At 49.0% G+C, this 21,436-nt stretch carries 19 protein-coding genes; 4 read left to right on the top strand and 15 right to left on the bottom strand.

The genetic code is table 11. From position 1 onward, the window contains the following. Window positions 1-131: 131 nt before the first annotated feature. The 8 genes from EI981_RS02850 to EI981_RS02815 form a co-directional block, all read right to left on the bottom strand. Window positions 132-773 (bottom strand): hypothetical protein, encoded by a 642-nt coding sequence (locus EI981_RS02850; protein ID WP_126995265.1) that lies wholly within the window; start codon window positions 771-773, stop codon window positions 132-134. Further along, the gene (locus EI981_RS02845) at window positions 770-1,327 is read right to left on the bottom strand and encodes a hypothetical protein (protein ID WP_126995263.1); all 558 of its coding nucleotides are present in this window, start codon (window positions 1,325-1,327) and stop codon (window positions 770-772) included. Before EI981_RS02845 ends, EI981_RS02850 begins: the two co-directional genes overlap by 4 nt. Then, window positions 1,324-2,295 (bottom strand): type IV pilus biogenesis protein PilM, encoded by a 972-nt coding sequence (pilM, locus tag EI981_RS02840; RefSeq protein WP_126995261.1) that lies wholly within the window; start codon window positions 2,293-2,295, stop codon window positions 1,324-1,326. Before pilM ends, EI981_RS02845 begins: the two co-directional genes overlap by 4 nt. Beyond that, complete coding sequence (locus EI981_RS02835; RefSeq protein WP_227011663.1) at window positions 2,265-2,774, bottom strand: prepilin peptidase; 510 nt, start codon at window positions 2,772-2,774, stop codon at window positions 2,265-2,267. Before EI981_RS02835 ends, pilM begins: the two co-directional genes overlap by 31 nt. A 230-nt stretch (window positions 2,775-3,004) precedes the next feature. Then, on the bottom strand, window positions 3,005-3,451 hold the full coding sequence (locus tag EI981_RS02830) for a prepilin-type N-terminal cleavage/methylation domain-containing protein (RefSeq protein ID WP_126995257.1): 447 nt from the start codon (window positions 3,449-3,451) through the stop codon (window positions 3,005-3,007). A 258-nt stretch (window positions 3,452-3,709) separates the two neighbouring features. Further along, window positions 3,710-4,918, bottom strand: coding sequence for a type II secretion system F family protein (locus EI981_RS02825; protein WP_126995255.1), 1,209 nt, complete (start codon window positions 4,916-4,918; stop codon window positions 3,710-3,712). 1 nt (window position 4,919) lies between these two features. Further along, window positions 4,920-5,969, bottom strand: a complete 1,050-nt coding sequence (locus tag EI981_RS02820; RefSeq protein ID WP_126995253.1) for a type IV pilus twitching motility protein PilT — start codon at window positions 5,967-5,969, stop codon at window positions 4,920-4,922. Then, window positions 5,966-7,657 carry a GspE/PulE family protein gene (locus EI981_RS02815; protein ID WP_127004288.1) on the bottom strand — a complete coding sequence of 564 codons (1,692 nt, stop codon included), beginning with the start codon at window positions 7,655-7,657 and terminating at the stop codon, window positions 5,966-5,968. The genes EI981_RS02820 and EI981_RS02815 overlap by 4 nt, the downstream gene beginning before the upstream one ends. A gap of 277 nt (window positions 7,658-7,934) precedes the next feature. Between EI981_RS02815 and EI981_RS02810 the strand changes: the two genes are divergently transcribed. The 3 genes from EI981_RS02810 to EI981_RS02800 are packed head-to-tail and all read left to right on the top strand — an operon-like array spanning window position 7,935 to window position 10,172. Then, window positions 7,935-8,408, top strand: coding sequence for a type IV pilus modification PilV family protein (locus EI981_RS02810; protein WP_162616066.1), 474 nt, complete (start codon window positions 7,935-7,937; stop codon window positions 8,406-8,408). Next, on the top strand, window positions 8,405-8,899 hold the full coding sequence (locus tag EI981_RS02805) for a prepilin-type N-terminal cleavage/methylation domain-containing protein (protein WP_126995250.1): 495 nt from the start codon (window positions 8,405-8,407) through the stop codon (window positions 8,897-8,899). Before EI981_RS02810 ends, EI981_RS02805 begins: the two co-directional genes overlap by 4 nt. A 13-nt stretch (window positions 8,900-8,912) precedes the next feature. Then, window positions 8,913-10,172 (top strand): hypothetical protein, encoded by a 1,260-nt coding sequence (locus tag EI981_RS02800; RefSeq protein ID WP_126995247.1) that lies wholly within the window; start codon window positions 8,913-8,915, stop codon window positions 10,170-10,172. Window positions 10,173-10,269: 97 nt separating this feature from the next. On the opposite strand, the gene EI981_RS02795 is transcribed toward EI981_RS02800, so the two are convergent. Further along, window positions 10,270-11,685 (bottom strand): L-cystine transporter, encoded by a 1,416-nt coding sequence (locus EI981_RS02795; RefSeq protein WP_193556427.1) that lies wholly within the window; start codon window positions 11,683-11,685, stop codon window positions 10,270-10,272. A 216-nt stretch (window positions 11,686-11,901) separates the two neighbouring features. Here EI981_RS02795 and EI981_RS02790 point away from each other — a divergent pair, with 216 nt between their 5' ends. Then, a complete protein-coding gene (locus EI981_RS02790) occupies window positions 11,902-12,609 on the top strand; it encodes a 4'-phosphopantetheinyl transferase family protein (protein WP_126995243.1) in 708 nt (235 codons plus the stop codon). Between the two features lie 69 nt (window positions 12,610-12,678). On the opposite strand, the gene EI981_RS02785 is transcribed toward EI981_RS02790, so the two are convergent. The 6 genes from EI981_RS02785 to EI981_RS02760 all read right to left on the bottom strand — a co-directional run bounded on the left by EI981_RS02785 (window position 12,679) and on the right by EI981_RS02760 (window position 21,308). Then, complete coding sequence (locus EI981_RS02785) at window positions 12,679-14,430, bottom strand: extracellular solute-binding protein (protein WP_126995241.1); 1,752 nt, start codon at window positions 14,428-14,430, stop codon at window positions 12,679-12,681. A 64-nt stretch (window positions 14,431-14,494) separates the two neighbouring features. After that, entirely contained in the window at window positions 14,495-15,379 is an 885-nt protein-coding gene (locus EI981_RS02780; RefSeq protein ID WP_126995239.1) for a carbohydrate ABC transporter permease, read from the bottom strand. A gap of 42 nt (window positions 15,380-15,421) precedes the next feature. Then, window positions 15,422-16,312 carry an ABC transporter permease gene (locus tag EI981_RS02775; RefSeq protein WP_126995237.1) on the bottom strand — a complete coding sequence of 297 codons (891 nt, stop codon included), beginning with the start codon at window positions 16,310-16,312 and terminating at the stop codon, window positions 15,422-15,424. Window positions 16,313-16,656: 344 nt separating this feature from the next. After that, window positions 16,657-17,763: a response regulator transcription factor gene (locus tag EI981_RS02770; protein ID WP_162616065.1), complete on the bottom strand. Its 1,107-nt coding sequence runs from the start codon at window positions 17,761-17,763 to the stop codon at window positions 16,657-16,659. A 61-nt stretch (window positions 17,764-17,824) separates the two neighbouring features. After that, complete coding sequence (locus EI981_RS02765; protein WP_126995233.1) at window positions 17,825-19,618, bottom strand: sensor histidine kinase; 1,794 nt, start codon at window positions 19,616-19,618, stop codon at window positions 17,825-17,827. Window positions 19,619-20,066: 448 nt separating this feature from the next. Then, window positions 20,067-21,308, bottom strand: a complete 1,242-nt coding sequence (locus EI981_RS02760; RefSeq protein ID WP_126995232.1) for a Gfo/Idh/MocA family protein — start codon at window positions 21,306-21,308, stop codon at window positions 20,067-20,069. Window positions 21,309-21,436: the final 128 nt, after the last annotated feature.

Raw genomic sequence — 21,436 nt, 5'->3', positions numbered from 1 at the left:
CGCCATTCTTCTGAACGACAGTAATGACTAGTATAAGCATACGTATCAGATCTAAGGCATAGAACGTTAAATAATCCCACTCTTCACTCGAGCCCAAAAAAGTCGATGGATCTCCCCCTAAGGAGGGAGTCTTATCGACTATGGATTATATAGAAGCTCCTCAACCGTAGGCTGGATACCCCGCTCTCCTCCCCACTGGTCGCTTTATATTGCATGGCTTCAGCGATATATATACGCTCCTCAGAATGAATAGCAGCTAGAAAATGTTTAGTCGCTTCCAGCGATCCCTCCAGACGAAGCTCTATACCAATAGACAAGAGCCCCGGGATTTGTTGATTAGCTCTCTCCAGCAGACCACTGAATCCATCAGCGGCTGAGATACTCTCTCCCTCCGTAGAAACAGCAGTAGACTGGTCCACAGTGACGGGCTCCTCCAGAAGAAATGACGTCCCAAGCACCTTGACTCCCGAGAGATCCGCCGCCGTTTCCAAGTCGCGCAGCATCCCTTCCTGATCCACCTTCTTCGGCAATTGGCCCTGGTCCAGACCCGCTTGCTCCGCAGCGGCCTCCCTAGCCTGAGCACGCTTATCTTCAGCGATTTGCTCAGTCTTATGTAAGAACTGCACAGATTCTTGTTGTCTAGCTGACAAGCTATGCGATTCATTTAATACCGGTCGGTACCATAAGAAATAAAACACACCACAAAACACAAAAATAATGACGGCCAGAAGTAATAGAAACCCGTCTCTTCGCTCCATCTGTCCCGAGATCATCCGGCTTCACCTGCCTGCATCTGTCCAAGAATTGTCGGGATGTCCCTTCCTAACAACCGGAAAGTCCCGATATAGCGTTCATCCTGCTCATTCACGGATTGAATAAATACTTCCCCCTCTGCAAATATCTGCTGGATGGAAGTCGAGTACGCGCCAACTGCGTTCATACTATGAAAAGAACAAGTCCATTCCACGCTGCCAGCATCAAATTGCAGACTTTCCATTTGCCCCCCTTCTGGAAGGGGAGCCTCCATCTCACGGATAACGAGCTCTAGATCTGGACGAAGCTCACGCAAGCTCTTGAGTAGATCCTTCGCTTCCCCCCCGACTCCGTGCATTTTGCTAAGTTGCTGTATTTCCAATTGCAGCTCGGCTTGCCGATGCTCCGTAGTCTGGATGCTTGTCCGCATGGTGCTGACCGATTGCCTGAGTTCAATGTATCCTACAACTAAATAAGCGACAAGCAACGCCCCAGCCAACAAAAGAATGACCGGCAACAGAAGCGCGGACCATACCGGCCGTGGACGCGATGGGAGAAGATTAATCTCGATCACGATTGCCTCGCCCCCTTTAGCGCCAACCCAAGTGCTATAGCATAGCTATCCTGGCAATCCGAGGACACGGCTGTAAAATACTCCTGAACATCCAATTCCAATACATTAACCTGACCAAAGGCCGTATTCAGCTGTTGTTTGATCGTTTCCTTGTCAGGAGCAGATCCAGCCAGAATAATTGTGGAAATTCGTTCCCCGCCTTCATGTAAAGTATATTCGTAGAAATTGATAATCCGCGTAACCGATGAGACAATCTCACTATACCGCCAGTTATTCAGACTATCCTCTGACACCTGTTCCAGAGAAAATGTACGAATGAAGTCAGGGATTCCACGATTATATAAATACACCTCCGCTTCCTTTTCTTTAAAGAAAATCACCATTACACACTCCTGCTCCAATCGATTCTGGCGTTGTAAAATCCGCGATAAAGCGATAGCACCAAGATCCACCGATTCAATGTGGAGTCCGACAGCTCCAAGAACATCAACCATCTCCACGATGAGCGGACGCGGAACAGCGGCGACGAACGTAGGCTGCATGCCCTTCTCCAAATCCTCAGGCCGTTCATCAATCCAATGGTAATCTATAATCGGCTGTTCAAAAGGAAAGCGGAGACTTCCCTCTATCTCAAGCGCCGTTACCTGCCTCTGCTGTCGTGGTCTTACCTTAGGGACACGAAGGATACGGATGAAGGACTGCGCAGTCGGCGCGGCAAGATGCGCCTTGCTGCCGCTTAGTCGATAACGCTCCAGCCAAGCCTGCAGCGTATGGAGATGAACTGTTAATTCAGGCCAGCCCTCCTCATTGATCAACGAAGGTAGAGGCAGGAAATCGCAAGCCGTCACGGTACCCAGCTTATGATCAATTTGGACGAAGCGGACGCCCTCCTCCTCCACTGTAACTCCGACCCCAGCCGGTCGTGTCCAGCGATTAATTATAGATGAACTACGCTTGTCATATACCAATGGATGATCTCCTTTCCGTAGGCATGCACTATCAGGGCCGCCGCAGTCAGATAGGGGCCGAAGGCTATTGTACGATGCCCTCGGCCGCGCCAGATCATCTGCGTCAGACCGACGCTCATGCCGAGCAGGCTAGCTAAGAATAGCAAGATCAGAACGCCGGGGAATCCGACAACTGCGCCGAGAATGCACAGCAGCTTGACATCACCCATCCCTACGCCGCGGCCAAGGGTTAGTGCAGACAGCAGCAGAAGCAGCAAGCCGCCGCAGACTAGACCGAGCAGGTGAACCCAGAGCGGTTCACCGCTTATGAACGGCGCAGCGACGAGCAGAGCGCCGCCAAAGAGCAACACGATCCCGTTCGGTATAATCCGCGCCGCGAGATCGGTGTAGGTCACCAATACGGACAGCGCGGACAGTAGCAGTCCGATGCCCCATGCGCCGGTGAAGCCGAAGCGCATGTACATGAGGGCGAACAGCACCGCCGTGCCGAAGGCGGCGGCGCTGTTCGCTGCAAGGCGCCCCGGCCAGCGCAGCGCATGGCCGGAGGCGCCTTGCCCCGCGGCGGCTTCGCCAGCCGCGGGAGATTCGCCCGGCGGCGTAAGCCCGCGCCGGGCAAGCAGCCATCGGCCGGCCTCGCCAATCGCCCAGCCGGCCCCCAATCCGATGAGAAAGTTAGCGGTTATGAACGTAGAACTCATCGTCTTGTTTGTTAGCCCTCGCCTTCAGGGGCTTTGGCGGTTTCAGTGCTCTTCGTTAATTGGTCCACAGTGTAGTTGAGTGTCTCTCCGTCAACAATAAGCGTCACAACATTCCCTGATGTAATATTGCCTAAATTAACTAAGGTCCCGGCGGCAAAGGCTTTGCCTGTCTTTGGATCTGTCAATCCCGCCTGAATGTATCCATCACCTACTAATTGCTGCAAACTGTGCTGATCCTTCAACTCCCCATTATTTTTTGCAATCGACCGCAGCTTGGCGGCCTCGAACAACTGATTAGCCGTCGCCATCCGGGCGTTCTCCTTCGTATTGTTCAGCATCCCTGTGATGAGCGGTACGGCGATAGCCGCAATAATCCCGATAATAACAATAACAGCCAGCAATTCGATGAGTGTAAGCCCCTTCTCTTCTTTTCTCAAACGTTGGATAAGTGCAGTCATAATTGTTAACCTCCTAAAATATTTTTTTATTTATATAATAAAAAGTTCAAAAAGTCCGCTTTTCAGCACCGAAGCTTATGCTTCCGATGTGCGTTTTTTCAAAACGCTTCAGTTGGATGAAGCTAGGGCGTGAGGAGCGGAGCGTACGTAGTGGGTACGTGAGCACCTGAGATGTTTCCGTAGGAATCGCGGTCGCTCAGCCTTGAATTGGCCTCGATGGGTTTTCTTATCAAAAGTGAACTTTTTGAATTACCGCTACTAGCTTATATTTCCATAAAGGCTCAGCATTGGGATCATGATGGACGCCATAATGAAGCCTACGACACCGGCCAGAAGGACGATCATAATCGGTTCGATCAGCTGCTTGAGCTTGTCCACGCTATTCTCGACATCACTCTCATAGAAGTCGGCCACCTTGCCCAGCATCGTATCGATCGAGCCGGTCTCTTCACCGACTAGGATCAGTTGGGTGACGAGCGGAGGGAAGATCCAGGATTGCTTAAGCTGCTCCGAGAGCGGACGACCCTGTCGAAGCGAGATTTGGCATTCGTGAATCGTCGCCCCAATTACCTTGTTGCCGACCACCTTCTCCACGATGGCCAAAGATTGTAACACCGGCACCGCGCTTGCATAGAGCGAAGACAGGGTGCGCGTCATTTGAGCGATAGCGCTCTTACGATTCAGCAGGCCAAACACCGGCACTTTCAGCTTGATATAATCCCAAGCATAGGCGCCTCGTTCCCAACGGAGCAATAAATATATAACAGCTACAATCCAGACCATGACCATTAGCCAAATGTACCAGCGCTCCTCAATGCTTCGGCTCAGCGAGAGAGTGAAGCGGGTAATCGCTGGCAGATCACCGCCAAGCTGAGTGAACATCGTCTGGAAGCGCGGAATAATAAATTTCAGTAGAAAAATCACTACGAACACGGCCATTATGCTGACGATGGCCGGATAGGTCATCGCCGATTTTACCTTCTCCCGGGTAAAATACGCTCGTTCAAAATAGACGGCCAACCGCTCCAACGTATCCTCCATACTGCCCGATTCTTCCCCGGCCCGGATCATATGGACAAATATCGGGGGAAATATGCGCGGATAAGCAGAGATCGCACCAGAGAATGTATTGCCCTTGCGAAGCTCCGCATTCACCTCGTGCAGCGTCTTGGCCAGGGGCTTGCTCTCGCATTGTGCTGCCAGCACGTTCGTCGCCTCAACAATCGATATGCCAGCGCGGATCATCGTTGCAAATTGGCGGCAGAATACGACGAACTGCTCATTCTTGACCGGGCTGCCGATGTAGAACTCTTTGTTCCATACGGTCTCCCGCTGCTCCTGAATATCCGTCACGACATACTGCTGCTTCAGCTCGGCTAGAGCGCTGCTGCGGTCAATCGCCTGGATGACGCCGCGGCAGCTGCGCCCTGATACAATATCCTTCCCACGATATGCATACTGCGGCATATTAAATATGTCCTTCTGCTAGATACGGCTTGGCTGAAACTTCATCGATCAGGTTGAGCCGTAGCAGTTCTTGTAAGCTCATATCCAGTGTATGCATGCCAAGCTGGTGGTTCGTCTGCATCACACTCTTGATCTGATGCACCTTCTCTGTACGGATCAAGTTGCCGACAGCAGGCGTATTGAGCAACAGTTCGGTCGCGCATACCCGCCCCTTTCCATTACGCGACGGCAGCAGACGCTGTGACAGTACAACTAACAATGTTGCCGCCAATTGAATTCGAATCTGTCCCTGTTGCTCCGGTGGGAAGGCATCGATAATCCGATCGATCGTCTGCGGAGCATCGGAGGTATGAAGGGTGGCGAATACGAGATGGCCGGTCTCGGCTGCGGTGATTGCTGTACGAATCGTCTCAGGATCACGCATCTCGCCGACCATAATCATGTCAGGATCCTGTCTGAGCGCAGCCCTCAGCCCTTCGCCGAAGGATGTAGTGTCAAGACCAACCTCACGCTGATTAATGATCGATTGATCATGACGATGCAAATACTCAATCGGGTCCTCCAGCGTAACGATATGCTTCCTCTTCAACCTGTTCACATGGTCAATCAACGAAGCTAATGTCGTAGATTTGCCGCTGCCTGTAGGCCCTGTCACAAGGAATAGCCCCTGCGGCTTCTGCGCCAGCTTCAGCAGCACCGGCGGCAGCTTCAAAGACTCGAAAGAGGGGACCGTTGGAGAGATCACCCGGGCCGCAATGCCGACCGACCCACGCTGACGATAGACATTAATCCGAAACCGAGATAGCCCAGGTATCCCATATGAGAAGTCCAACTCGCCTCTGACTGAGAATTTCTCATATTGCGCCTCATTTAGCATCGACTTGGTGAACTCCTCCAGCTGCAATGGGACCAGCGGCTCATCATCCAGGCGGTGAAGCTGTCCGTCAATACGCAGGACCGGGGGGGAATTGACCGTTAAATGAAGATCGGATGCACCGCTATCAAATGCCTGGCGCAACAGATCGACGAAATAAACCTCAGCGGTCTTCAATTTCCGCTCACCTCCTCTTCCTCTCCGGTCTCCCGAAGTATTTCCTGCAGCGTTGTCTTACCTTCCTGCATTTTGAGAAGGCCATCTTCGAACAATGGCTTCATCCCCCGTTCCGACGAATAGCGGCGCAGCTGTTGAATCGGAACACCGTTCACGATCGCAGCCCGTAGCTCATCATCCAGATACAACACCTCATGGACAGCCATTCTTCCTCTGTACCCGCTCTTGCCGCATGTTCCACAGCCTGTCCCGCGATACAACGTATCGGCCTGAACGCCAATACGTTCAAGATAGATCCTCTCCTGCAGATCCGGAGAATACGCCGTTCGGCAATCAGGGCAAATACATCTGACTAGCCTCTGGGCTACGACTCCAATTAATGAGGAGGATATCAAATACGGTTCAAGCCCCATATCCCTAAGGCGGACTACCGTGCTGACGGCATCGTTCGTATGTAATGTCGAGAATACTAAGTGACCAGTTAATGAAGCACGGATCGCGATCTCGGCTGTCTCGAAGTCGCGGATCTCACCGACCATGATAATGTTGGGGTCCTGGCGCAAGATAGAGCGAAGCCCCTTGGCGAAGGTCAGACCAGCCCCCGTATTCACCTGCATCTGGTTCACGCCCTCCAGCATGTACTCGACAGGATCCTCAACGGTAATAATGTTGGTCTGCTCCTGATTCAAATGCTGCAGCGCGGAATAGAGCGTCGTCGTCTTGCCGCTGCCCGTTGGTCCGGTTAACAGCACGATGCCATGCTGCTTCTCGATCATCCGTCTGAACAGCTCCAGATTGTGCTTCGTCATACCAAGCTTCTCGATGCCCTTGATCCCGGATGTGGTGTCCAGAAGACGCATCACGATCTTCTCTCCATGCACTGTCGGCAGTGAGGACAAGCGAATATCGATTCCTTTCCCGTCAACAGACAGCTTAATCCGTCCGTCCTGAGGCAGTCGGCGTTCGGCGATATTCAGATTGCCCATAATTTTGAGCCGTGCCGTGACCACTCCCTGCATCGCCTTCGGAATGGATCGCTCATTGCGCAGCATGCCATCGATCCGGTAGCGGATCGCCACTTGCGTCTCCATCGGATCAACATGAATATCGCTTGCACCAAGCCGAACGGCTTGTTCAATCATCTGCTGCACCAGCCGTACGACCGGGGAATCCTCATCGGTAATAGACGATTCTTCCACTTCGATATGGCCGTCCCCGCTGCTAATGTCATTGATCATCTCATTCATGGAGTTCTGCAGGCCGTATAATCTGGCGATCCCGAGTTGCAGCTCGCCCTGCGATATAATCGCCGGCTCGATCGTAAAGCCGGTGCTCATCCGTAGATCATCAATCACGAGCAAATCAAGCGGGTCCGTCATTGCAATCATCAGCTTGCGTCCATCCGCTCTGATCGGCAATACATGATACCGTCTGGCCAGACCCTCGGGCACAATCTGGGCCAGCTTAGAATCGATTTGATACCGCGATAGTGTCACATGAGGAATTCCCAGTTGAAATTCAAGCACCTCGATCAATTGATGTTCTGTCATAACGCCCTGCGACAACAGAATATCACCGAGCTTCTTTCGGGAATGCCGTTGTTCCTCCAGTGCAGCCTGCAACTCCGCTTCCGTTATAATCTCAGACTCTAAGAGAAGCTCGCCAAGCCTTTTTTTGAACATCTGCATCATTCACCTCTGAATTGAACGACAGATTTGCTAGATTGTGTTGAATAGAAAGTAGAAAAAGTAGGTCAGAAATACTAGGTAAGGTAAGAAAAATGTAAAATCGAGGATGTTTGTGGAAGTTATGTTATACATTATATACCTTTTTTAGAAAAGATGCTATTATAAATGGTAGATTGTTCCTAGTCACTCCATCTAGCGTCCTATTCGTATGAAAATATGTTTAATAGGGTCGGTTCTCGCAATAAAATATCTTCCCCGTAGAAAGGGAGTAAGTAGTATGGGTATTGCCCGCAAATGCTGCATGTCCTGTCGCAGCGCGCTCGCGCGCGAGGATGGACTGACTCTGATTGAGGTAGCGGCTGCACTGGTCATCCTCTCACTGATCAGCCTATACTTCCTGTCTTACTTCACGAACAGCGCCGCACAGAGCAAGCTCATCAACCAACAGCTATCGGCCACTCACCTCGCCAATGCCAAGCTGCATGAAACTCAGTCCATGGCTTTTGACCAGCTGCAACAATATGCTAACTCCGGCAGTTCTCTGCCCGAGCAAGCTGAAGATATCTATTCCATTCAAACCATAGTAAGCTCGTCCTACCCCGAGTATCCATTCAATTCCGACTTCCTGTACATCACAGTCACCGTATATTGGTCCAAAGATCCGGATCATCCAGAGCAATACAGGCATCAGATCTCACTGGTTGGCGCCGCCAGACGGGATTACCAGCAGAACGGAGGTGCCCAGACATGAGAAACCTAGCGCAACGGTTCAAGAATGAGGACGGTCTGACCCTTGTCGAGCTGCTCGCCGCGATCGCCTTATCCGCACTGCTGCTCATGCTAGTCTCTACAGTTCTTACCACCTCCCTGATGGCCTATGGGCGCATCAATCATGAGACTGAACTACGCAACCAAGCTGTTACACTTAGCTCTAGTCTGCAGGCCAAGCTGAAGAATGCAACCAAGATCACCGATAGGGACGCGGTTGGACCACTGGACAAGTTCCAGGCTGAAGTGTTGACCGATGTGCTCAGCGGAAGTACTCAGCCCGTTGCTGTTCGGCTTAACGATGGAAATCTGTATGTGAATGGTTCCCAGATGAATGATGATGGCTTGTCGCTGGCCGGTTCTTTCTTTGTAAAAGATACTGCCGGACTCCAGCTCCATCTGAAATTTCGGCTTATTAATGCGCCTAATGTCGAACCCCTTTATTTATTCGTCTCGATCAAATTCATATCATGAGGTGAATGAGAACATGGATAGATCCCCACGTTCCACTGAACACGGCTACGCTCTCGTCTCCGTGCTGCTTCTTACCGTCCTGCTGTTCCTCCTCGGAACGCTTGTCATGAGAAGTGTTGCCGATTCACAAGGCATGGTGAATATATCAGGAGATATCGTATCCGCACAGGCTGACGGTGAGACGAAGCTGATGCTAAAGCTGTCTGATCTCCGTGTACAAATTATAAATTTGCAAGATCAGGAGGATAGGGTCACTTTGGAGCTTGTCCACGATACAGCTGCATCCTATGTGGACCCTGATACCGTGATGATGGATGAAGAGAGCCAGCGCTATACCGCAGTAGTATCTGCTCAAGGCAAATCGGGCAAAATCATCCAAACTGTGCAGAGAAAAGTAGAGATCGCGCTAAGCTACGATCCGACTGGGCCCTCGGATGGAGAAGATGGCAACGGATATGCCGTCGTTAGTCAAGGCTCCCTGGATATCAACAAGACAATCATTGAGGGAAGTATCTACACTGCCGGTGCATTAGCAGACAACCAGTCCACCGTTAACGGCCAGAAGGTGACGCCTGTCACTCCACCTATGAATGGTCTGGTCTTGCCTTCAAGGGTGGAAGTAGCTTCCATGGTATCCGAGTTTGATCAGCAGTTATCCCAATCCTTATCTGACTTGCTCCATCAAATCCCTATTCGTCCGGCGAATTTCGAGGTCTCTGGGAATGAGCATTATACTGAGTCGACCGCTCTCAAAAGTTTGAAACTCATGGATGGAGCGATGATCGAAATTGATGGCGACCTAGTCATTCAAGGCGAGCTAACGATGCAACCCGGATCAAATCTCTCCGCCAGCGGCCATATTTACATTAACGGGAATCTAATTTTTAATGGAGGCGCCGAAATTCACTCTGGAGAATCCATTCGCGTCAACGGATCTATGAACATGAACGGAAGTACTCCAACTAAGGCAGTCATTGAGGGAGATATCTATACAAATCAAATTAATATTAACGGTACACTCACAGCAGGACGCATTTATGTGAAATCCGAGGTCAATGGTACTTTATATAACCGCAGCCAATTCAAGATTTATGCCGCGGGCTCCATCGCATTGAATGCCGGATCCGACTCTCCTTCCCTGCTTGGTTATGTATACTCGAACGGCGCAATCCACCTCAATGGCAACGACAAACTTACCATCGAAGGAACGGATATCAACAAGCAGCCGCCGAAGCAGCCAGCCGATATTGTGTTCATTGAAGGGAGCCTATAATTAGGCCAAATAGACTGATCTACATCTGTATAAAAAGGCGGCAGCCTCTCTCATCTTTGAAAGATGATCCGAGGCTGCCGCCTTATCATTTTATATATTATGCTTGCACAGCATCCAATTCTACATTTTGCTTGAACACGTCTTTATCGTTCTCGCCAAGCACCTTGCCGGTGACAACCCCGGCTACGATCGAATCGTTGACGTTCAGTGTGGTACGGCCCATGTCGATCAACGGTTCAACGGAGATCAACAGACCCGCCAGACCTACAGGCAAGTTCATCGTCGACAATACGATCAGCGAAGCAAAGGTAGCTCCACCACCAACGCCAGCAACACCGAACGAACTGATCACTACAACAAGAATCAAGGTAATGATGAAATCCCAGCTCATTGGATTAATACCTACCGTCGGTGCGATCATTACCGCCAGCATCGCCGGATAGATCCCGGCGCATCCGTTCTGCCCGATCATCGAGCCGAACGAAGCCGACAAGTTGGCAACCCCCTCAGGCACACCCAGACGCTTCGTCTGAGTCTCCACGTTCAGCGGAATGGTAGCAATACTAGAACGGGATGTGAACGCGAAGACCAGTGTCGGGAATACTTTTCTTACGTACTGAATCGGATTGTATCCGAAGAGTGCCAGTATAATTAAATGAATAATGAACATCACGATCAGAGCTACATAGGAAGCGCCGACGAACTTGATCAGTTTCAGAATTTCTTGCGGGTTCGTCGTCGCCACTACATTGGTGATAAGCGCCAGAATCCCGTAAGGTGTCAGCCTCAGCACCAAAGTTACAATTCGCATAACAACGGCGTATACAGATTCAACGATTTTACGGAAGGTCTCTGCCTGTTCTGGCTTCTTCCGGTCTATTCCAAGTACAGCAACACCAATAAACGCTGAGAAAATCACGACGGCCATTGTCGAAGAACTACGTGAACCAGCCATATCCGCAAACGGATTCGTTGGGATGAAATCCAGGACATACTGCGGGATCGTCTTATCGGCTACATCGCCGACACGCTCTTCAAGCTTCGCTCCGCGCTCCTGTTCTTTCTGGCCCGCTTCAATTTGAATTGCCTTCAGATCGAAGCTAAGGCTAGTAACGATACTTACGGTCGCAGCGATTGCTGTTGTTATCAGCAATGTAGCAATAATCAGAGCAGTCATCTTGCCCAAATTCTGTTTGCCCTTCAATTTCATAATCGCAGAGATGATCGATACCATAATCAGCGGGATAACGACCATTTGCAATAAGCCGACATAACCCCGTCCGACAAGATTGAACCAATCCGACGATTTGGCCAGCACATCAGAGCTGGAAGTATAGATAGCTTGTAATACAACCCCAAATACGAGCCCCAATCCAAGACCGGTAAATACTCGCTTTGTAAAAGAAATATGCTTCTTCTGCATCCAGAGCAACAGCCCGATTAATGCAAGCATAACGACAACATTCAGAATGACTTGAATGGTTTCCACTTCTGTCTCCCCCTCAACTGTCATATCATAATGACCTTACTGAATTATTAATGTCGATATAATATCATAATCTCGACTAAATGGGTAGGATTAATTTAAGATTATTTTTGGGAACTTTGGGAACAGTCCTCTTCCTTTTTATCATCCACAAATTTCACTACAACCATACTGTGTTAAAATGGAAATCGATAGAGAAGAGCTTCTTCTTAACAATATACTTTCGAATAACGGGAGAACCTTATGTTAGAAATTTATATGACTCCGCTTCAGCATAATATGAATCCCCTCCACTTTGAAAACCTGCTTCGCTTGCTTCCCTTGCCTAAGCAGGACAAAATACGTAAGTTTGCCCGCCGAGAGGATGCGTATCGTTCGCTGATCGCTGACATTCTCTCCAGGTGGCTAATATGCGATTATCTTGGCATAGCTAATGAGGAACTGCAGATTATGCAAAATGCCTATGGCAAGCCGATTCTTCAGGGGAACGAAGGACTGCATTTCAACCATTCCCATTCCGGGCAGTGGATTGTCAGTGCCATTTCCAATGCCCCTGTCGGTATTGATATCGAGCAGATGAGTGACATTGATCTCGGGATTGCAGATCGCTTCTTCTCCAAACAAGAAGTTAGGGATTTACGCGAGATACCGCTGGAGGTCAGATCCGACTATTTCTTTGAGCTATGGACTATGAAGGAGAGCTACATCAAGGCGGAGGGCCGAGGCCTCTCCCTGCCCTTATCCTCATTTACAGTCAGCAAGCAGCACGGCCATATTCAACTTGATACGGAGAACAGCTTCCAACGCTGTTTCTTCAAGCAATATACCCCCGATCCGCTGCATAAAATGGCAGTTTGCGCCCAAAGCGCGGACTTCCCAGAGCAGCCTCGGTTCATCGATTTTGATGAGCTGTACAGAAGATTCATGCGCGTTAACACAACGACTCAATAAAGACTCTGAACCATACAAAAAAACAGCCGATAAACGCTCCTCGCGCTTACCGGCTGTTCTATTTTTTATTTACTTGCTCATCTCAGCGACTTCACCGAGAATTTTCTCTCCGCCCTGCTTATTCCACTTGTTGACGAAATCGTCAAAGGAATCGATCGGAGCCGAGCCCATGATGATCTTGGCGAAGGTCTCCTTCTCCAGCTTCTGCAGATTCGCCCATCTGGAAGTCATCGTATCGGTCTGACCGTAGTACAGACTGTATACCTCTTTAATATTCGTATCTGTCGCCAGCGGTCTGTCGCCGACCATAATCGAGATGAGACGCGGCAGGTTGGTTGTTATCAGGTCGCCGCTGTCCTTCAAATCCCAATTGTTGATCGAGAAATCCTCGAACGGTTCCTTCTTCAGCTTCTTGATCGCATTCATATCATCCTTAAGCAGCTTGTGCGTACTGAAGTCGATGCTGTCAATATCAACCTCGCCTTTCAAATATTTTGCGAGAATATCGTAGGACACTTCAATCTCATCCACGTTGTCAAATACGGTAAAGAGCGGGTATCCCCCAGATGGTGAAGGATTTTTGCCCAAGCCTGACTCTACCCATTTCGATTCATCACGCAGGAGCAGATTGACCAGCTTCAGTATAGCCTCCGGATTCTTGGCATTCTTATTGACAACCACAAACGCATTCGCTGGAGCGGCCATATGAGCATTATAACTACCGTCATCCGCCTGAGGGTAAGCATAAGCCTGCCAGTCAGGGGTAGGGTCTTTCTTATAGGCGTCAGCAATCGTGTATCCGGTCCACCAAGGTCCGAAGAAAATGCCAGCCTTGCCGTCCAGAATCGGCTGCAGACTGTCGTCGCGAACGAGTAATTCCTTGTCGATCAAGCCTTCTTTATACATATCAGCCAGGGTCTGCAGCGCTTGCTTGGTCTCCGGCTGTGTGGAGCCGTATACAACCTCGCCCTGCTCATTCTTCAACCAGTAGAGCGGGAAGGATTTATGGGCTGCAAAAATCGGGTCCAGACCATATAAGTTGCCGTCTGTGCCGCTCAGGAGGCCGGATTTCGACGGACCTACGATCCCCATCGTATCATTCTTGCCATTGCCATCAGGGTCTTGTTCAATGAAAGCACGAGCTACCTTCTTCAGCTCCTCCAGATTCTTCGGAGGCTCCAGACCCAGCTTATCCAGCCAGTCTTGGCGAATCCACATCTGGCTCATTCCAGATGCCTTCGGCACTGTGGCAGGGATCGCCATAATCTTGCCGTCGCTCTCTACCAATTGCTTCAAGGCGTCGCCGCCGCTCTCATAGAAGCCCTTCAGCATATCGCTGGCTGTGGAATTGAACACATCAGTCAAATCGGCCAATTGATCGAACTTCTGCATCGATTTGAACTGCGTCAAGTTCACAATTGCTGCATCAGGAATATTGTTGGATGAAATCGCCAGACTAATCTTCTGATCCCAGTCCGCCGGAGCGCTAATCCAGTCATACACGATTTCAATATTCAGCTGCTTCTTGATCTCATCCAGGTACTGGTTGTCCTCCACAGATTTGCCTTCATCAAACTTTAGATTCGGGTCAAGGGAACGAACAAGGTGAAGAGTTACTGGTTCTTCATACTTTCCGAAGGGATCCAGTGCCGCCGAGGAAGCCTCGTTGTTGGCATTGGCCGTATTTCCGGCCTTATTGCCAGCAGTATCATTGGATGGGCTATTCGCGCCTGTGTTCGCTTTATTGCCACCGCAGGCTGTCAGAGTAGCCATTAGCATGACCGTAATCAACCCAGTTAGTAGCCATCTGCGCTTTTTCATTGATTTTCCCCCTAGAAATGATATTAGAAAATATATTTCAATTGCACCCCAGGCACAATTAAAATCACTCTTTCACAGATCCAAGCGTAATCCCCGTAATGAAGTACTTCTGCAGGAACGGATAGATAACAAGTACCGGGATCATGGCGATGAATATTTTTGCAGCATTCAGTGAGCGGTTATTCAACTGAGAGATTTGCTTAATCTGCTCCGTATCCATCGTCGATAGATTCAAGTTCACCACTAACTGCTGGATATAGGTCTGCAGCGGATAGTTGGACTGTTTAGTACTCAGTACTAATCCCGCGAAGAACTCATTCCAATAGCCTACGATGGTGAAGAGAGCTATCGTAGCCACGACCGGAGCCGAGATAGGAATGAAGATCTGAATGAATGTGCGCCAAGGTCCGGCGCCATCTACATAAGCCGCCTCCTCCAGTGCCGCTGGAATATTTCTAAAAAAGTTGACGACGAGGATGACATTGAAGATCGGCAAGCTTCCTGCCAAGACGAGGCCCCAGATCGAATCGATCAGACCGTAACCACGCATAACGAGGTACCAAGGAATTGTTCCGCCATTGAACAGCATGCAGAAGACGAGCACCCACATATAGATATTGCGATGAGGCAGTTGCTTCGACGTCTTCGACAGCGGGTAGGCCATCATCAGGATGGCGGCCAGACTCACAGCGGTACCAATAACCACCCGCTTGACCGATACCCAGAAGGAATTGAAGAAAGCCACCTCTGACACGATCTTCTGGTAGGACAGCAGATTGAACCCGATTGGCCAGAAGGTAACCGAACCGGCATTAACGGCCGCTTTATCGCTGACCGAGATCATCAGGATATACCACAGCGGAGTCAGACATAGCAGTGTAATTAATATAAGCAAGGTAGCATTGATGCCATTGAACAATCTGGAACCGAACGTTTTTTGCTCGACCAAGGTTTCTCCCCCCACACATGAAGTCTTAGAATGAATGCGCTATTAAAAGATCTTGTATCCCGTAAATTTGTCCGCTAAGGCATAGCTGGTTACGATCAGAACGAAGCTGACAACGGACTTCAGCAGTCCCACCGCAGTAGCCAGACTAAATTGCAGCTCTACTAGACCCGCACGGTACACCCACGTATCAATGATGTCCCCGGTGGAATATACCAGCGGATTGTACAGGTTATAAATCTGATCAAAGCCTGCATTAAGTACATTCCCAAGAGAGAGAATCGCCAGGAGAATCACCGTGGTCTTAATCCCCGGCAGTGTTATATGAATCAACCTCTTGAAGCGGCTAGCACCATCGATGGCGGCAGCTTCATGCAAGGAGGGGTCGATGGAAGTCAAGGCGGCCAAATAAATGACGGCGTTATAACCGAATCCCTTCCAGATATCTGATCCAATGACCAACGGTCTGAACATATCTTCACGGCCAAAGAATACGATCGGCTCTATACCGAATACGCCCAGCAGACTATTGATAGGCCCATCGACACCGAAGATGTTCAGTACGATGCTGCCGAGAATAACCCAGGACAAGAAGTACGGCAAGTACACCAAGGTCTGGATCGGCCTGACGAGCTTCTTGATCGTCAATCCATGGAGCATGATCGCAAAGATCAACGGGATGATCAGGTTCCCGATCAATTTCCCAACCGCTATGACAATTGTATTGATGAATACTTGGGTGATATCGTCCATGCTGAACATATAACTGAAGTTCTCAAGTCCGATCCAGGGCGATTTGAAGATTCCCAGGGCCGGATTGAAATCTTGAAATGCCATTACGATTCCGAACATGGGAACTATGCTGAATAAAGTAAGCCAAATATAACCGGGTGCCATCATGAGCCAATAGTGCTTTATATTTTTTTTACTGTACATTTTGTCTGTTCTTCCCTTCACATAATTTAATGGCGCTTTCAAGAAAGATGCTCTCGAATCTATGACAGCGTTTTCTTATTACAACACAACTATATCACCCATGTATCGACGACCCGTATGGATAAATGTTGCCTAGAAATCATTGAATCGTCTTATTCACCTATGCTGCATTCATGCATTCCGTAAAAAGTAGCACTGCCCTCTTCAAATTACAAAACAATAGTCGTGATTGAGCTTTGATGAAGCTAAAAGCTGAAGTGCAGAAAAAAAAAGACCGCCGCCGCAACTAACCTCAGTTAGCTGCGTAGCAGTCCTTATGCCGCGGATTCATCGAGCTGGATATGCTATGCCCTCATTAAATTCTGCTTCACACCATTCTGCTTCCTATACTCGCCAGGGGTCATGCCGATGATTTCGCAAAATACACGAATGAAATAATTTACATCTTCATAGCCAACCTCTTGAGCGATATCCGAGATCAGATCCTCCCTCTCGATCAACAGCATTTGAGCCCATCGAATGCGTTCCTCGCGTACGAATTCATTGAAGGACATGCCGGTATATTTCTTGAAATTGATAGAGAAATAGCTGCGACTCAGCCTGACGAACTGGGCAACCTCTTCACCGTGCAGCTTGCCGCCCAAGTTCTCTTTTACGTAGATGACAGCCTTTAGAATACAGAGCTGGATATTGTCCAGGCTGTTCTCCGCAGCGACTTGCTTATACAGCGCCTCCCTGAAGCTGGCAAGCCAATCAATGAACTCGTCCAAGTTACTGTATTCTTGAACAATCTTCTGTACTGTTCCCACGCTCTCCTCTGCTACACTCGTTAAATGAAGCAGCACCTGCGCCGCTTGCCATACCGAAATATGGAGCGCCATAGTCCCCTCACACAGTTCTTTAAATGTAGTATCGTCATACAGCCAGTACATTTGGTTCCATTTGCCAACAAGATACTGCCATTCCTTCTCATTGCGGGCTTCAGATAGATGATGTTGGTTCTGACGGTTTAACGCCCCCCGCTTATTCTCTAATTCACTGGATGCAGCAGAGGCAGACAGTGGCTTTAATATCGTCCCTACCTTCTCGCTGATCCTCCGCAGCAGCTCATCGCAATCCGTGCTCTCCATCTCCAGCTTGGATATATAATCAATCGCTCCGATCCGCAGGGCGGACTGAGCGTAGTGAAATTCCTCATGAAAGGTAAGCACGATGAATAGCAGTTCAGGATACAGCTGATGGCATTTCTCCATTAAGGAAATTCCGCCCATGACGGGCATATCGATATCAACGAATAATAGATCTACGGGATGGTCCTGCAGAAATTCCAGCGCCTTCGTTCCGTTTTGTGCCTCGCCAGCCACGACCATGCCATACTTCTCCCACGGCAGCATCGAGATGATGCCTCTTCGCGCCAGACGGTCATCGTCAACAATCAATACACGATACATCGGACATTTCCCCTTTTCACTTATTGAGGTTGTACAAAAGCCCCAAACACGCATTTATTGTTTATTTCTGCACTACGCCCAGCATCAGTTTTTCGCGATCTATCGGCAATACTAGAGTGACTCTGGTCCCCAGATCCAGTTCACTATCAATGGTAATCACAGCATTGTCCCCATAAAATGATTCCAGCATATAGCGAACATATCGCAAGCCGATTCCATCAATTTTATGTTCCTCATTGGGGCTTTGCTGTAGAACATCACGAATACGGTCAAGCTCCTCGCCGTCCAGACCTTTGCCATTATCCTCGAACGTAATATCAATTGCATTGCGGCTTAAGGAAGGGGCCACAGTTATTCTTAGACACCCTTCGTCACCAAGTCCATGATGGAGTGCATTCTCAGCGATCGGCTGCAGCATCATCCTTGCAGTTGGTGTATCCAGATACGCTCCTTCCACAATGTCCACGTCCACTTCGAAGTCATAACGCATCTTCTGCAATTTCAGGTAAGCCTGAAGCATCCTGATCTCCGTCCTCAGCGTCGCTTGTTTATCGATCTTATCGAGACTGTAGGCAAGAATATAGTTCAGTTCGGTAATGAAGTTCTCGATCTCGGCCTGCCCATGCATTTTCGCCAGCCAGTGAATAGAATGAAGCGAGTTCATCAGGAAATGAGGATTGATCTGATAATAGATCTTCTCAATTTCAAGTCTGTGCTTCTCCTGAGACATCCTTTCCGTATCCAGCAGCAGCCCCTGGATCTGCCTCTTCATATTGTTGAACTGCTTGAACAGCGCATCGAACTCCAGCACGCCGCTCTGTACGGACACCTCGTTCAGATCTCCTCTGCCGAGCTTCTTCATCTCCTTCGAGAAAATAGCGAGCGGTGTGTAGATCAGCCGTGATAATAAAACAAACGAGGCAATAAATACGAGTAGGGCTACTAACAGAATCCCGGCCACATTACGAATCCAGGTGTACAGCTCGCGGTTATAATCGGCGGAAGGCAACAGCAGCACGTTATCGAATCCAAGCTCTGTGTTGAGCCTGACACCCAAATACTTATCCGCACGGCCAAAGTAACCGGAACCTATTTGCTCTTCATCCCTCAAATGAAACATCTGCCCCACAGTAAAATCATCCTTGCTGGAAAATTGAATCCGGTTATCGCTATCTAGCTGCAGCAGAATATAGTCCATATTCAGCGAATGGGACAAATTCTTAATGACGGCATCCGCCTCCAGGCGCGATTCGATATAAATGATCAGTTCGCGATCATCCTCTAGCGTAATGCTGCGCGACACTGAGAGCACCTGATGCTCACCCAGCCGCTTAATGCTGGATTGATGCAGGGAATGGAACACAAATGTCCCGTTCCTGCCCAGCACGTTAAAATGATTAGGAGAGAAATCCTCATAGGGCAAGAAGTCATAGAAATAGCTCTCCCCCGTCTTCGGATCAAAATATGTTCTGCCAATGAGGTTACTGTTCGAGAAAGTGATCTTGACCAGATTATCGGAAATTTGCTGTCCTAGCTGATATTTTTCAAAATTAGAGTTTTCCTGAAAATAATCGCCTAATAAGGAACCTACCGTCCCTTCCGGTGACATCTGCTGCGATACCTGCGACATATTTTTGTAGCTCTCTTCCATCTTGTCTGTCAATTGCTGCAAATCGATCACCATCGAGGTTTTTAATTTATTTTTCTCTATGGAATGAATCGCTTCATAAGAGACAACAGCCAGAATCATTAGGATGACGATCGTCTCAATGACAACGACAAAGATCAATCTCTGCTTCAACGCCCTGACCTTGAACAAATCTGTAAAATAAAATCCAAGACGAAGCCTCTTCATCCCGTGTCCTCCATTACATGTTGGAGAGCTGTCACTCCAGTCTGATATGAAGCGCTTTCAATGTTGTCCTGAAGCTTTTTCCTCAAGCAGCCATCTCCTCTCTTGCCCTACTCTATAGTTGTGCAAACGTTTGTAATTAATTGTATAACGAACCACTTGCCTACTCAACTTTATTTATCATACAACATATGCCTAATCCTTCAAAATCATATGTATTTGAGATTATTCCCTGAATTCATGGTGATTTCCCATCATTTCTCTACTTTTCTTCAAATATCGTATTGATCCAATTTCCGAATGTCTCTCTCGTCAGATTGAATTGTAATAGTGACCTGATACGAACAGCAAAAAAATCGAGTCCGGGCAGCAGCCCAAACTCGACCTTCTTCAATGCGAAGCATTCATGATGTGCTTCACCTTCGACGTTATTCCTGTGGAGCCCATCCTTCTAAATCTGTACGGGCTGTCCGCCATTCAGTCGGGATTGCTCAGCGGCGAAGGCGATCAGATGGCTCTGCAACGAAGCCGTCGCAGATGTCAATCCATAACCCGACTTCTGTTCGAAGGTATGGACATGCTTAATGAACTGGCTGATCATACGCTCATCGCCTCCCCCATGCCCATCTCCGTTCACACTGCACTCGATCTCGACCCGCTCGTTGGTTGCGTAACGATATAAAGTGAACTTGCCTTCATCCATATCCCCAATGATCTCCCCACGGGTTCCCATAAGCTGCACTCGTCTTGTACCACTCTTCGTTAGCCCTGACATGATGAAGGAGGCGTTCGCTCCGTTTGCAAACTCCATGTTGACGATCTGATGATCTACCACGTTGTTATCGCAGCGATACACACAGCGTCCGAACGGGCCTTCCTTGATCGCCTTCAGAATTCCCTGCTGGGATAGATCGTCGGTCATATAACGAGCCCACGGATGCTCAGGAGGCTGAATGTACATCTTCATCGCGGAGAAGGGACATTCCTTCTCAACCGCGCACAGATCGATGCAGCGCTCCGTTGACCCTTCAGGAGCATTCTCCTTCCTAAAGTGCAGCAGTGATCCATATGAGCTGACACTGGTGCATTTCTCGTCCATTAACCAGGAGATCAGATCCAGATCATGACAGGACTTGGCTAGAATCATCGGACTGGACTCTTCGGAATTTCTCCAGTTGCCTCGTACATAGCTATGCGCCATATGCAGATAACCTACATTCTCCGTCAGCTGTATCGTAGCTACTGTTCCCAATTCCCCATCATCGATACAGCGCTTGATTCCCGACCAGAATGGGGCATAGCGTAGCACATGGCTCACAATAAGCAGTCTTTGATATTGAAGAGAAGCCTGCTCCAGCTGGATGCATTCTTCCTTCGAAGGCGACATCGGCTTCTCTAACAGAACATGATAACCTAGAGCCATCGCCTTCATTGCCGGTTCATAATGCTCCCGATCGAGCGTACTGATGATCATGACATCAGCGAGTTTCCCATGCTCGAATACCTTCTCCCAAGTATCAAATACATATTGAGGCGCAATCTGATGAATGCTGGCGAATTGCTCTCGACGCTCAGCATTCGGTTCTGCTACCGCAACAAATTGAAGCTCATTTGGAAATTTCTCAGCATAAGGGCCGTAGATGAAGCGCCCTCTGCTCCCAGCACCCAGTAAGACAGCTGTAATTGTCTTCATATCTATTCCTCCTCGACACTTTACCGGTTACTTAATAGAGGTGGTTCAAAAAATCTGACTTTTTTGAACTCGCACTTATATTGTAGTAACGGACCTGGAGGTGGATAAATAGATAAGAATAGAGATTC

The organism is Paenibacillus lutimineralis (assembly GCF_003991425.1).
In the GTDB taxonomy this organism is placed as follows: Bacteria; Bacillota; Bacilli; order Paenibacillales; family Paenibacillaceae; genus Fontibacillus; species Fontibacillus lutimineralis.
This window is presented reverse-complemented; position numbering and strand designations above follow the sequence as displayed.

What these genes read in the sequence shown, in the direction of transcription:
- EI981_RS02850 (WP_126995265.1), bottom strand. Translation starts at nt 773, where the DNA reads ATGATCTCGGGACAGATGGAGCGAAGAGACGGGTTTCTATTACTTCTG.
- EI981_RS02830 (WP_126995257.1), bottom strand. Translation starts at nt 3,451, where the DNA reads ATGACTGCACTTATCCAACGTTTGAGAAAAGAAGAGAAGGGGCTTACA.
- EI981_RS02825 (WP_126995255.1), bottom strand. Translation starts at nt 4,918, where the DNA reads ATGCCGCAGTATGCATATCGTGGGAAGGATATTGTATCAGGGCGCAGC.
- EI981_RS02815 (WP_127004288.1), bottom strand. Translation starts at nt 7,657, where the DNA reads ATGCAGATGTTCAAAAAAAGGCTTGGCGAGCTTCTCTTAGAGTCTGAG.
- EI981_RS02810 (WP_162616066.1), top strand. Translation starts at nt 7,935, where the DNA reads ATGGGTATTGCCCGCAAATGCTGCATGTCCTGTCGCAGCGCGCTCGCG.
- EI981_RS02805 (WP_126995250.1), top strand. Translation starts at nt 8,405, where the DNA reads ATGAGAAACCTAGCGCAACGGTTCAAGAATGAGGACGGTCTGACCCTT.
- EI981_RS02800 (WP_126995247.1), top strand. Translation starts at nt 8,913, where the DNA reads ATGGATAGATCCCCACGTTCCACTGAACACGGCTACGCTCTCGTCTCC.
- EI981_RS02795 (WP_193556427.1), bottom strand. Translation starts at nt 11,685, where the DNA reads ATGACAGTTGAGGGGGAGACAGAAGTGGAAACCATTCAAGTCATTCTG.
- EI981_RS02790 (WP_126995243.1), top strand. Translation starts at nt 11,902, where the DNA reads ATGTTAGAAATTTATATGACTCCGCTTCAGCATAATATGAATCCCCTC.
- EI981_RS02785 (WP_126995241.1), bottom strand. Translation starts at nt 14,430, where the DNA reads ATGAAAAAGCGCAGATGGCTACTAACTGGGTTGATTACGGTCATGCTA.
- EI981_RS02775 (WP_126995237.1), bottom strand. Translation starts at nt 16,312, where the DNA reads ATGTACAGTAAAAAAAATATAAAGCACTATTGGCTCATGATGGCACCC.
- EI981_RS02770 (WP_162616065.1), bottom strand. Translation starts at nt 17,763, where the DNA reads ATGTATCGTGTATTGATTGTTGACGATGACCGTCTGGCGCGAAGAGGC.
- EI981_RS02765 (WP_126995233.1), bottom strand. Translation starts at nt 19,618, where the DNA reads ATGAAGAGGCTTCGTCTTGGATTTTATTTTACAGATTTGTTCAAGGTC.
- EI981_RS02760 (WP_126995232.1), bottom strand. Translation starts at nt 21,308, where the DNA reads ATGAAGACAATTACAGCTGTCTTACTGGGTGCTGGGAGCAGAGGGCGC.